The organism is Paenibacillus brevis (assembly GCF_018919145.1).
GTDB lineage: Bacteria > Bacillota > Bacilli > Paenibacillales > Paenibacillaceae > Fontibacillus > Fontibacillus brevis.
The window spans coordinates 339,946-351,997 of sequence record NZ_JAHLQJ010000001.1 but is presented as its reverse complement, the minus strand read 5'-3'; the positions used below and the strand labels follow the sequence as shown (position 1 = coordinate 351,997).

The window sequence follows — 12,052 nt, the reverse complement described above, 5'->3', positions numbered from 1 at the left end:
CGCTAAAGGCTGTAGACACCGTTCGGTATGGAACAGGATCTACAGCCTTTTTTGATTGTATTCCCCACCTGTCCCCTTCCGTCTGCTCCCGTCATTTCCCTGTGACGATCAGCGCCTCTTGCTCCTCATCCATATACACGGTGGCATTGCTCACCATTTCAAGGTCAGACTGGGACAGGCCGCCGTTTTCATGGGCAGAGTACTGCAGAAGGTTATCCCCTCCGTTCTTTTTGAGCGTCCAGTCTCCATATTTTCGGACACGGTAAGTATCCGCTCCTGACTTCCACTCATAAGTTCCTTCACCGAGAAAAGAGACCTCATAACCAAGCAAGGTCAGAATATGCTCGAATCGGTCCACATGATACTCTCCGGTTGCTGCGGAATAGCTCACATTGTTGGCAAACCCAGTGAAGCCCTCGTCCTTGTAAACTTTCCGGACCACATATTCCTTGCCATTGACGATCACTTTTCCAACTTCCTTCAAATGACCATCGATATATCTTAATGATTCCAGGTATTCCGCCATGGTAATCCAGGTGAAGGTATCCGTCTCCCGATCATAGGTCCCATAGTATCCGTCGCTTGTCTCTTCACCGTTTATTTCCACCGGAAGAAGCTCGTAGTTATTGACGTATTTTGCATAGTCCCGTAATACGTCCTCAGCTTTAGCTATAAGCTGTTTCATTTGCACCTCATCTTCCAGAGAAGTGAAGAATTCAATTTCATAAAGAATGTCCCAGTCATTCACCAACTGTTCCGGGGTCACAGACTTTAAGGAGATTCCCTTTTTGCGGTCGACAAAACGGGCATAATACTCACTGTCTTGCGGAATATACTCATCGAGCACGGCCACAGACAGATGCGATGAATTTGTCTTGTAGGCATCCCATCCGATCTCCTCCGGCTGAAAGTGGGCAAGCAATATCTCCGACACAATTTGCTCTTGACCTAGCTCGGCGGCATAATCCCTGACTGCGTAGCCGAAATTGGCTGCATCCCCGCCTTTGGTGTATCCGTAATTGAGGAATTCAAATTTTCTCTCCATACCCCGATCATCTGTGAAAGCAAGAACCCACCGATATCCGGTCCCCCTTAAAGGCAGAGGATCTGCTCTCCACTCGACCTGTTCCTTCTCGACGACCTTGTAGTCACCCAGCGAATAATCGAGATAATCATCAAACTTTCGAATGTAATCTGTCTTGTAATGCTCCGTGCAAGCTGATAACAAAAAGGGGATAAGACACAGCCACACCAGAGCCGCATAACGATTTCGCATGATCATTTCCTCCGCATATCTCCTGTTATATGTCATATGTCTTACATCTTTTCCCATTGTATCAGAAGGGGAGGCTGGGAGGGAATGGGAGATTACACCCCCTTTACCTGTACTCCATACCCTTTACAGAAGATTAACATGCTGATGATACCGCCTTGATGATTGCCTTGTAACATGAGTGACATGTGGGACCGTTCCCAGCTATAGGGACAAATCAGGATTATGGTCGCTGCCGGAGCAGATATTCCGATTGAAGGTATGCTCGGACCAGGGAATTGAACTGGAAGCAGAGGCCGATAACCGGAGGGATATCCAGTAGGGAGGTCAACTACTGCAGAGTCTCTTCGCCGCTGCACTTCAACCGGGCACAAGAAGGTGGCTGCGATCCAGGCGGAAGCTTTCTTTGTAACGATCACATTATGGATAAAGGCTGATTTCTTGCTTCCGGAGAAGTCGGTCTTTTTCGCCTGGACAGAAGTTCATTGCTCAGTAATAGTTCCTGGATGTGTGTTTTTGTGTCTTTTATGGTATCCTGTATTAGTAAATGACTAGTACTGTGGTTGAATTATTGGGGGAATAAGGAATGCTCGTACATGATCGGCATCAACAAATCATTCAATTGATTCATGAGGTCCAGTCGGTCAGGACAACCGAATTAATTCAGAGGTTCGGGGTCTCCTTCGAAACGATTCGAAGGGATCTGGAATACCTGGAGCAGGAAGGTTTCTTAAAAAGGGTGCATGGCGGGGCAACCTTGCCTGTGTCGGATTATCAGAAGGAGCTCCCTTTCACGGTGCGGGAGATGAAGCAGCTTCAAGAGAAACGCGAACTGGCCCAGACCGCCCTCCGCTTCGTCGAGGAAGGCCAGTCATTGTTCTTGGACGTAAGCACCACCAATACCGAATTCGCGAAAGCATTAATGGCTCGCTTTGACCGGTTGACGATCGTAACCAATTCCTTTCCGATCGCATCGCTCCTTATGGGGAAGCCCCAATTCTCGATTATCTTTATCGGGGGAGTGGTTCGCAACTCGGAGCATTGCGTGGTCGGCGATTTTGCCGAATCGTTCGTCTCCCAGTTCCATGCCGATCTTTTTTTTATGAGTGTGAGCGGCATATCCTTGGCCGAAGGTTTGACGGATTACGGTATAGGAGAGATTCAATTAAAGAAGAAAATGCTGGAGCGTTCGCAGAAGGTCATCGTGCTCGCAGACAGCAGCAAGTTGGATACGGTTTCGCTTACGAAGGTATGCGGACTGGATAAGATCGACCGGATTGTGACCGATTGCGGGGCAGGCCGGGATGTCATTGAGAAATATAGGCAGGCCGGAGTCACCATCGATTGCGGCTAAAATTTAGAGCAAAAAGAACCTTTGAAAAAGGTTCTTTTTTTGTTCACATTTAAATTGACAGCGGGAAAGTCTCATGCTAATATCGAAATCAAGTAAAAATGTGTGTTTGTAAGTGTTTATGTGTTAAATGTTGTGTTTGTAGGGAGAGAATGAAATGATTTCACTTGCGGTTTTATTGGTACTGGGCTCTGGCATGGCACACGCGGTATGGAACACGCTGGCAAAGCAGAGCGAGAATAAGCAGTTGTTCCTGTTTATGATTTATGTTCCCGCCACATTGGTGCTCTTACCGGGCTTCATTAAAGAAATGGTTGCTGCACGTCCGCCTTGGCAGGGCTATCTGCTGCTATTCCTGTCCTTGCTTATTCAGGCGGGATACGCTCATTTCTTGTCCAAGTCCTTAACCTATGGAGACCTGTCCCAGGTATACCCCATGATGAGGGGAATATCGACATTTCTGCTGCCCTTGTCCGGGGTCCTTCTCTTGAACGAGCAGTTGACGGGATGGGGATGGCTGGGGCTCGGACTGATCGCCATCGGATTCTTTCTGACAAGCGGCCTCTCGTTGAGAAAGCACGGATTGGATGTCCCAAGAATGGTGCTTTTTTATACCGTAGCCGTGGGAATCTGCACGATGTCTTATGTGATGGTGGACAAAGTGAATCTCCAGTATTTCTCGCCGACTTTGCTTCTGGAGATATCTAACATCGGATTTATGCTGGGGCTGGTTCCCTCGATCCGCTTCAGCGAAGTGCGATGGGGAAAAGAGCTTAAGGAGCACGGAAAATTGCTTGCGGCGGGCTCGATACTTTCGCCGGGGTCGTATTTATTGTTCTTATTTGCCATGAGTATGTCGCCATTGATATACGTTGCTCCGCTGCGGGAGATTGGAACCGTATTCGGCACCTTGATAGGAGTGCTGTTCCTGAAGGAAGGAAAGGGGGTTTTGCGCATCGTATCGGCCGGCATCATCTTCGCCGGCATCTTACTTGTAGGTATTTTGGGACTATAAAGATTAGGGGGGAGACTATGAATTTGAGAAAGTTGGGTGAGCCTCAGGCTTATTTATTTATCCTGCCTGCGTTAGTGCCCTATGTAATCTTCTGGCTTGCTCCGATGGTTTATGTTGTGTACTTGAGCTTTGTGGATTGGGATTTCATGAATCCGGTGAAGACTTTTGTTGGCTGGGAGAACTACAGCCGTCTTCTGACCGATGCAAAATTTTATCAAGCTCTGACGACGACTTGCTTATTTGCGCTCGGCAATGTTCTGCCAAGTCTTGTCGGCGGGCTGTTCCTTGCATTGCTGCTCAACCGGAAGCTTAGGGGGATGGCCTTTTTCCGGACAGTAATATTTCTTCCATGGGTTACGCCGACGGTTGCTGTATCCATCGTATGGTCGTGGATCTATGAACCGAGGGTGGGACTCGCCAACGCTATACTCGGATGGTTCGGGGCAGGAGGGCTGGAGTGGACCAAAAGCCCGGATACCGCCTTGATTTCCATTTTGATCGTTACCATCTGGAAAGGGCTGGGCTGGACGATGATGTTCTACTTGGTAGCCCTTCAGAATATTCCGGAATCTCTGCATGAAGCGGCGATGATCGAAGGGGCGAATCGGCGTCAAAGGTTGATGCATATCACGCTGCCGCTCATTTCTCCCACCACCTTTTTCCTGTTCCTGATTACGACGATAGACTCTATCCAGGCCTACGATCAGATCAATGTACTGACGCAAGGAGGACCGTCGGGATCTACGAGAACCTTGCTGTATCTCTTTTATGAATCCGCTTTCGAGAGGTTCGAAATCGGCGAGGCGTCTGCCGTAGCCATTGTCCTTATCCTGTTGCTCGCTATGATCTCCTTGGTGTCGCTCTATGTCTCCAGACGCCGTATCCACTATTTATAAAACGAATGGAGGTGAACATCTATGCTACATCGCATCAAATCATGGCCTTCCCATGTATTGCTGTACATCACGGTCGGATTTATAAGCATAATGATGGCCTTCCCCTTTTTCTGGATGTTCAGCAGCTCCCTTAAGACCAATGACGAAATCTGGAGCGTGCCGCCAGTCTTATGGCCGGCGGAGGCGAAGTGGGGCAACTTTTTGGAAGCCTGGCAAGCGGCGCCCTTCGGCTTATATTTATTCAATAGTGTATTCGTGGCTGCCGCTGTCGTTATCATTCAGCTGATCAATTCATCCATGATGAGCTACGCGTTAACCCATATGCGCTTCGCGCTGAAACACGTGCTTATGGCGGTCATCATGGTCACTTATATGCTTCCGGTGTCCTCCACTTATTTATCAGGGTATGTCATCCTGTCCCGAATGGGGCTGCTGGATAGCTACACAGGCTTGATTTTATCCAATTCGATCACGATTTTTGGGATTTTCCTCTTAAGGCAAGCATTCCAGCAGATACCGAAGGAATTGCTCGAAGCGGCGAAGATCGATGGAAGCGGACACTTGCGCATCTTATGGGCTATTATGATACCGCTTTCCCGCTCGACCTTGATTGTTATGACACTGCTGTCCTTCATCGGACAATACAATAACTATTTCTGGCCGATGCTGATCACGAAGAATCCCGACCTGCAGCTTGTATCGGCGGGCCTTAGAAGCTTCTTTGTTGAAGGGGGAGCTTATGGAATGAAGTGGCCGCTAATTATGGCTGCGAGCACATTCACCATCATTCCGCTGGTGATCTTGTTCTTCGCCGCGCAGAAATGGATTATCAAGGGGGTGAGCAACGCACAAAGCGTGAACAAAGGGTAGCTGCAAAGCTTAAAGAAGATATTCAATTTCAAGGAGGTCATCCGGTTGAAAAAGAATGAAACGGCGAAAATTCAGACAATTCTTGAGGATACGCGCAAGAGACGATCGCGGAGGAACAGCTTTGCAGTCCTGATCATCGCGTTGCTGCTGATCACGGCCTGTGGATCAAACGGGGGATCGAATGGAAGCGGCAATGAGAATGCAACGGGCACCGCTGAGAATGGCGGCATTACCTCTGCTAAGGTACCGGTAACGATCGAGTTCTGGTACGGGCTCGGCGGCACGCTGGGTGAGAATATGCAATTATTGATCGATAAATTTAATGCATCGCAGAATGAGGTTATTGTGAAGCCGATCGTCCAGGCGAGTTATCCTGAGACGGAGCAAAAGCTGCAAGCGGCTATTGCGTCGGGCAAAGTCCCCGCAGCCGTCTTGTCATCGAACCATGATTGGGCAAGCAAAGGATACTTCGCGCAGATCGATGAGTTTATTGCCCAGGACTCCTCCTTCAATAAGGAGGATGTCATTCCGACGTTCCTGGAGCAAGGGCAGATCGACGGGAAGCAATATTTCTTGCCGTTGTATGGAACTACCCAAGTTATGTATTATCGCAAGGACGCGCTGGAGAAGCATGGATACAAGCCCGAGAATCTTGGCACTTGGGAGGCGCTGGCTGAAGCTGCCGCTAAGATGACGGTAAGAGAAGGAGACCAGACGACGTTCTATGGTTGGGAACCGATGTATGATGCTGGTAACATGATTGACGCAGCGCTAGGCAAGGGTGGAAGCTTCCTAAGCGAGGACGGCAAGACCGTCATGATTGATTCGCCGGAGTGGGTCGAGACTTGGGAGTTGTTCCGCAAGTGGATCCATGACGATCAGATCATGCGCATCCATTACGGCGGGCAAGGCTGGGAGTACTGGTATAAGACGATCGACGATGTCATGAAGGGCAATGCTGCAGGGTATACGGGGTCCAGCGGTGACCAAGGGGATCTGGACTTTTCTATCGTCAGCGCTATGGAGCAGCCAGGGTGGGAAGGCCACGGCAAGGGCAAGCCTGTCGCTTCCGCGATCATGGCAGGCATTCCCGCCATGGCGAGTCCGGAGCAGCAGCAAGCTGCGTTCAAATGGTTCAGTTACTTCATGAATACGGAGAACACAGCGTCCTGGTCGATTCAAACCGGATATATCGCGGTTCGCGAATCGGCGCTGGATAATCCGGAGTTTGTGGCACACAGTGAGAGCCACCCGCAGATTATGGTGCCGCTGCAGCAAGCTACCCATGCTTCCGCACCGTTCATTGACCCGACGGGAGGCAAAATTTACGATGCCCTCAATATCGCGGCGGATAGAGTGCAAATCGAGAACGTGTCTGCAGCCGATGCGCTGAAGGAAGCGAAGGAGAACGCTCAGAGCGAGTTGGATAGATTGAAATAAACCGGCGGACACGCGCCGTTGGTGATTAGGCGACATTCGTACTGAAGGAGGAAGTAGAGCTTGAAAACTTGGAACGAAGAAGGAAACCGGAAGGATAACGTATTGCTCCAATTCCAGGTGATCACCGATACGCATGTGATGGCAGACTCCGGGCATACGCATAATCTTCATTTAGTTGCGGCGCTGGAGGACATTAAGCAAATGGCGCCGGACAGCGACGGCATTATGCATGTTGGCGATATTACCGACCATGGTCATGCGGAGGAATATACGGAATTTCTTAGAATATGGCGGGAGCACGGGACGGGGTTGCCGGTCAGCTATTTCGCATCGGGCAATCACGATGTCGGCCAGGGTCATTGGCCTACGCGATTGGAAGCTTATCTGAATGCCATGAATATGAGCGGACCGTATCACGATCATTGGGTGAACGGGTATCATTTTATCTTCTTGGGTACCGAGCAGGGACTGGAGCTGTTTGCCCATTTGTCGGAAGCCCAGCTGTCGTGGCTCGATGCCAAGCTGACTGAGGGAGAGGACCCGGCACGCCCGGCCTTCATCTTCCTGCATCAGCCTCTCAAAGACACGGTCGCCGGATCTTACGAATCTCAGCAGTGGTACGGCGTTACCCAGGATGAAGAGCTTAAGGAAGTGCTGTCCAGGCACCCGAACGCATTTCTGTTCACCGGACATACGCACTGGGAGCTGGAAGCTGGGCATACGATGTTCGACGAACAACAACGGCTGCCTTATATGTTTAATGCGGCATCCGTTGCGTACTTGTGGACGGATGAAGACGAGCATAAGGATGGAAGCCAAGGGCTATTCGTCGAGGTCTACACAGACCGCGTGATCGTCAGAGGGCGTGATTTCGCTTCAGGCGAGTGGCTGGAGAATGCCCGGTTTGAATGCAGGATTCCTAAACAATCAGCATTCTAAGATTCATTTTGAGAATAGAATTCACTTCTGCAAAAACGAGCCTGAGGGATCCCCTCAGGCTCGTAGACTATCTATTTATACACTCTGATTTCAATGACCTCCGCATGCTTCGATCCGTTTGTCTCCTCTACGGTCAGCCGGAGCGCCTTGGCCTGAACGGCGGCCTCCAGACGGTGAACCCGCTTTCGACGTCGATTGCCGGATTCAGCGATCAGCGTCTGCCAATTCCCGGCGGCGTCCTGCGCCTCGATCCGATAGGCCTTGACGAGCTCAGGCAGAATTTCGAATGGCGTTCGGTGATGGTGCAGGTTGATCAGATCCTCATTGACATCGTCGTTAAAGATCAAATGGACCTCCCGCACGGTCTGTTCATTCTCCCACTCTAGCGTTAGCCAAGGCTCGGTATCTAGTGTCATCGGCTCTGACAGCCACAAATGCGGACCGCCGTAAGGCCGCTTGAAGCCGTCTGCGATATGCCCGGGGCGGTAGGCGTTCGTCTGGAAATCCGTACGGAAGCAGAAGGCCTTGCGTACGAGCCGCTTCGTGCTCCATTCCACCACGGGCTGGCTGTCGTCATGATCCTCCAGATCTTTAGATACGCCGTAGCCATGCCCTCGCTCGAAGGCGAGGAGCCCGGTCAGCGGGGTGTGAGAGAGGTACAGACAAACGTCCGGGTTGCTCCGCACGACGATAAACGCGTTCTGTGCCTCGGCCGGAGTCCAGTCCAGCAAGACAGGCAACCACTGCTTCGCACCCTGGGCCACGGTCAGGGTCGTCCGATACTCCAGGACGGCGGGTACGTAATTTTCGGGACGCCCGGTACTCCACACCTCGACCGTGAGTTCTGTCGGCTGGGAGGCGTCAAGCAGCCAGTCGATGCTGCCGGCGATGCCGGGATCGGCGGGAAGGAGTATGGCGATATCGCGTTCCAAAGGGTAGGCCTCATCGGGCGATTCCACCGCCAGTCCGGACAGGAAGGAGGAGGCGCAGATCTTGGCCTTCCGCGCCAGGTCCTCGGCGTCTTCATTCTCCAGGCCGAGCACGGAAGCATCCTGCCGCAGCAGCGTTTGCAGCAGCAGAGCGCTATGCCTGCGCGACAGCTCCCGGGGCGTAACGCCCTTGTCTGCGCACAGCGCGGCTGCAGTTCCGGCGGCTTCGCCCATCACGGCGCAGGTGGCCATGACCCGCGTCGTGCCGAAGGCCACGTGCGTCGCGCTGATGTTGCGGCCCGCGAGCAGCAGATTGGACACGTTCACGGAATATAGCGACCTGAACGGAATGTGGTAGTTGCCGTCTGCGTGCAGATGCTTCGAGCCGCTCTCCTCGGCATACATGCCTTGCGGCGGATGCAGGTCGATCGACCAGCCGCCAAAGGCGACCCGGTCCTCGAACGGCTTCTGGGCGAGAATATCGTTCTGCGTGAGAACGTAGTCGCCGATGAACCGGCGGTATTCCCGCTTGCCGGGGATGGAACCGATCCACTCCAGCGTCAGGTTGTCGGCCTCCCATTGTCCCGAGTTCTTAATGTAATCCCAAATTCCGTAAATAACAGCCCACAGTTCGTCGCGGATCCGTTCATTGTCGTGAACGGTATCCAGCTCTCCGCCCCATTCGATCCACCAGTAATGGCAGCCCGAATCGCCGCTGCGGATGACCCGGTTTAGCGGAATCGGCGTCTTCGCTATATCTTTAGCGAAGGAGGGAGGAACGAATCTGACCGGATGGCCGGCGTCCTTCGTATAGAAGAGCAGGGTGCTGCCAAGCGTAATCCCGTCCGCCGCCTCAGGCGCCCATGCTTCACCGTATTCGTGCCGGGCTTCCCTTCCGATCCTGTACTTGGCTCCGGCCAGGAAGCCGATCAGCCCGTCTCCGGTGCAATCCAGGAATACTGGGCTCTCAAATCGGATGCGCCGCTCCGACCCCATCATCCAGCCCGTCACTGACCGGACCCGACGCTCCTCCTCCGCACCTTCGGCGTCCACCTCGTGCACATCGGTGTTCAGATAGAGCGTAATGTTCGGTTCCGCCAGCACCGTCTCCAATACAACCAGATCCCACAGATAAGGATTGCCGTCAGGATTGCGGTACTGGTTCTCCACGAACATTTCACCCATAATGCCGGTTTCGCGGGCATACCGATTCGTGCCGTGGGCGGTAGCTCCGCATACCCAGACGCGCACCTCGCTGCTGGAGTTGCCGCCAAGCACCGGGCGGTTTTGCACGAGCGCCACCTTTTTGCCCAGCCTCGCTGCGGCAACGGCAGCGCAGACACCGGCCAGCCCTCCCCCAACGACGGTAATGTCATGATGCACGGTTTCATTTCTCATCGGATTTGCTTACCCCTTTCGATTGGATAGATAGTTACATACATGGCTAGATGGAGATATAGAACTTTAAAAAACGTGAAAATGAAGGTCAGCCTTTCACTGCCGAGCTGGATACTCCTTGAATGATGTAGTTCTGGCCGATCAGGAACACGAGAATCATCGGGATGATGCCGGCCGTCGCGGCCGCCATCATGCCGTTGTAATCGACGGTGTTTTCCAGGATGAAGTTCTGCAGGCCGAGCGGGACGGTGTAAAGATCCTGGTCGATCAGGAATACCAGCGCGTTCTCGTAATCGTTCCAATGCCAGGAGAAATCGATGATCGCCAGCGTGGCCAGCGCCGGCTTGGCCAGCGGCAGGATCAGCTGGAAGAAGATGCGGAAGTGCCCCGCGCCGTCGATGAAGGCCGCTTCGGATATTTCATGCGGTACGGAAAGGAAAAACTGCCGCATCATAAACACGCCGAAAATTGTGAACATTCCGGGTAAAATTAGCGCCAAGTGCGTGTTGTAAATTCCTGCCCAGTCGAACATGATGAACTTGGGGACGAACAGCACCTGAGGCGGAACCATCATCATCGAGAGATACACCATGAACATGGCGTTCCGCCCCTTGAACTCGATCCGCGAAAATCCGTAAGCGGCCAGGGAAGACAGCAGCACGGCTCCGGTAACGCTGATCAGCGATATTTTCAAAGAATTCAAATAATAATGAGTGAAGCTGTTCGGCCCGGTCCATACCTTGATATGGTGCTCCCAGTTGAAGTCGGCGGGAATCCAGCTGATGGGGAATTGAAATACCTCCGCCGGAGTCTTGAACGAGGTGCTGATCATCCATAGGAACGGAACGATCATCAGCACCCCGAAGAAGAGCATGAGGCAGGTGACGGCGATTTTGGTGACGGATGTCGATTGCATGCTTTTTCCTCCTTATGAGCAGCTCCTAGTAATGGACCCAACGTTTTTGTCCGATCCACTGGATGACGGTGAAGATCAGGATGACCAGGAACAGCGCCCAGGAAATCGCCGAGGCATACCCCATCTCGTAATAGCGGAAGGCGTTCTGATAGATGAACAAGGACAGCACGGTGGTGCTGTTTCCGGGACCGCCCTGGGTTATTGCTTGAATGATCCCGAACTGCTTGATCGTCATGATCAGGCCGGTCACGAGCAGCAGGAACGTGGTCGGGCTGACCAGCGGCCAGACGACATTGCGGATCGTTTGCCAGGTTCGGGCTCCGTCGATTTTGGCGGCTTCCAGCAGCTCTCCGGAGATTTCCTGCAAGGCGGCCAGGTAGATAATCATGTTGTAGCCTAGCATGAACCAGATCCAAATGATATCGATGGCAAACATGGATGTTTCCGTGGTTGCCAGCCAACCCGGCGGATGGGCGATGCCGATCGACCGCAGCAGGCCGTTGATCGGTCCGTTCGTCGGCTGGAACAGCAGCATCCAGACGAAGGCAACGGCGACGCCGCTGGTGATGTAAGGCATGAAATACAGGGCGCGCAGCAGCTTCTTCAAATGCACGGAGCGGTTCAGGATCACCGCGACGACAAAGGCCAATCCGATAGACACCGGCACCGACAGCAGGAAGATCAGGGTGTTTTTCAGCGCGATATAGAACACTTCGTCTCCGAGCATCCTTTGAATATTGGCCAGTCCAATGAACCGGGGGTTCGGCTTCATGAACTTGTAATCCGTAAACATCAGATAAAACGAGTACATCGCCGGCAAAATAAAAAATAGCAGCACACCGATCATGTTCGGCCCGATAAAGACATATCCCAGCATCTGCTGCCTTTTCATCCATGATGTTTTCACATGGCTCCACTCCTCTTGGTCTTAAAAGTTCGGTTGCATCCCCAGCATAACAAGAGGGAGCCTCCGCTTTTAAGGAACAAAACCATCGACCTCATGCTACAGAAGTATGCAATTCCCG

At 52.3% G+C, this 12,052-nt stretch carries 10 protein-coding genes; 6 read left to right on the top strand and 4 right to left on the bottom strand.

The genetic code is table 11. The features are described 5' to 3' along the window. Window positions 1-91 precede the first annotated feature (91 nt). Window positions 92-1,276, bottom strand: coding sequence for a hypothetical protein (locus KQJ23_RS01535; protein WP_216476895.1), 1,185 nt, complete (start codon window positions 1,274-1,276; stop codon window positions 92-94). A gap of 583 nt (window positions 1,277-1,859) precedes the next feature. Between KQJ23_RS01535 and KQJ23_RS01530 the strand changes: the two genes are divergently transcribed. The 6 genes from KQJ23_RS01530 to KQJ23_RS01505 all read left to right on the top strand — a co-directional run bounded on the left by KQJ23_RS01530 (window position 1,860) and on the right by KQJ23_RS01505 (window position 7,784). After that, a complete protein-coding gene (locus tag KQJ23_RS01530; protein WP_216476893.1) occupies window positions 1,860-2,627 on the top strand; it encodes a DeoR/GlpR family DNA-binding transcription regulator in 768 nt (255 codons plus the stop codon). Window positions 2,628-2,781: 154 nt separating this feature from the next. Beyond that, on the top strand, window positions 2,782-3,639 hold the full coding sequence (locus KQJ23_RS01525; protein WP_216476892.1) for a DMT family transporter: 858 nt from the start codon (window positions 2,782-2,784) through the stop codon (window positions 3,637-3,639). A gap of 17 nt (window positions 3,640-3,656) precedes the next feature. Continuing rightward, on the top strand, window positions 3,657-4,535 hold the full coding sequence (locus tag KQJ23_RS01520) for a carbohydrate ABC transporter permease (RefSeq protein ID WP_216476890.1): 879 nt from the start codon (window positions 3,657-3,659) through the stop codon (window positions 4,533-4,535). A 21-nt stretch (window positions 4,536-4,556) separates the two neighbouring features. Next, on the top strand, window positions 4,557-5,405 hold the full coding sequence (locus KQJ23_RS01515; RefSeq protein WP_216476887.1) for a carbohydrate ABC transporter permease: 849 nt from the start codon (window positions 4,557-4,559) through the stop codon (window positions 5,403-5,405). A gap of 45 nt (window positions 5,406-5,450) precedes the next feature. Beyond that, window positions 5,451-6,845 carry an ABC transporter substrate-binding protein gene (locus KQJ23_RS01510; protein WP_430522271.1) on the top strand — a complete coding sequence of 465 codons (1,395 nt, stop codon included), beginning with the start codon at window positions 5,451-5,453 and terminating at the stop codon, window positions 6,843-6,845. A 60-nt stretch (window positions 6,846-6,905) separates the two neighbouring features. Further along, window positions 6,906-7,784: a metallophosphoesterase family protein gene (locus KQJ23_RS01505; protein ID WP_216476886.1), complete on the top strand. Its 879-nt coding sequence runs from the start codon at window positions 6,906-6,908 to the stop codon at window positions 7,782-7,784. A 71-nt stretch (window positions 7,785-7,855) separates the two neighbouring features. Here KQJ23_RS01505 and KQJ23_RS01500 read toward each other — a convergent pair whose 3' ends face one another. The 3 genes from KQJ23_RS01500 to KQJ23_RS01490 all read right to left on the bottom strand — a co-directional run bounded on the left by KQJ23_RS01500 (window position 7,856) and on the right by KQJ23_RS01490 (window position 11,934). After that, complete coding sequence (locus tag KQJ23_RS01500; protein WP_216476884.1) at window positions 7,856-10,111, bottom strand: FAD-dependent oxidoreductase; 2,256 nt, start codon at window positions 10,109-10,111, stop codon at window positions 7,856-7,858. 88 nt (window positions 10,112-10,199) lie between these two features. Next, window positions 10,200-11,027 (bottom strand): carbohydrate ABC transporter permease, encoded by an 828-nt coding sequence (locus tag KQJ23_RS01495; RefSeq protein ID WP_216476882.1) that lies wholly within the window; start codon window positions 11,025-11,027, stop codon window positions 10,200-10,202. 25 nt (window positions 11,028-11,052) lie between these two features. Beyond that, window positions 11,053-11,934: a carbohydrate ABC transporter permease gene (locus KQJ23_RS01490; protein ID WP_216476881.1), complete on the bottom strand. Its 882-nt coding sequence runs from the start codon at window positions 11,932-11,934 to the stop codon at window positions 11,053-11,055. Between the last annotated feature and the right edge of the window lie 118 nt (window positions 11,935-12,052).

Excerpts from the sequence above, each read along its gene's own strand:
- KQJ23_RS01535 (WP_216476895.1), bottom strand. The coding sequence starts at position 1,276 with ATGCGAAATCGTTATGCGGCTCTGGTGTGGCTGTGTCTTATCCCCTTT.
- KQJ23_RS01530 (WP_216476893.1), top strand. The coding sequence starts at position 1,860 with ATGCTCGTACATGATCGGCATCAACAAATCATTCAATTGATTCATGAG.
- KQJ23_RS01525 (WP_216476892.1), top strand. The coding sequence starts at position 2,782 with ATGATTTCACTTGCGGTTTTATTGGTACTGGGCTCTGGCATGGCACAC.
- KQJ23_RS01520 (WP_216476890.1), top strand. The coding sequence starts at position 3,657 with ATGAATTTGAGAAAGTTGGGTGAGCCTCAGGCTTATTTATTTATCCTG.
- KQJ23_RS01515 (WP_216476887.1), top strand. The coding sequence starts at position 4,557 with ATGCTACATCGCATCAAATCATGGCCTTCCCATGTATTGCTGTACATC.
- KQJ23_RS01500 (WP_216476884.1), bottom strand. The coding sequence starts at position 10,111 with ATGAGAAATGAAACCGTGCATCATGACATTACCGTCGTTGGGGGAGGG.
- KQJ23_RS01495 (WP_216476882.1), bottom strand. The coding sequence starts at position 11,027 with ATGCAATCGACATCCGTCACCAAAATCGCCGTCACCTGCCTCATGCTC.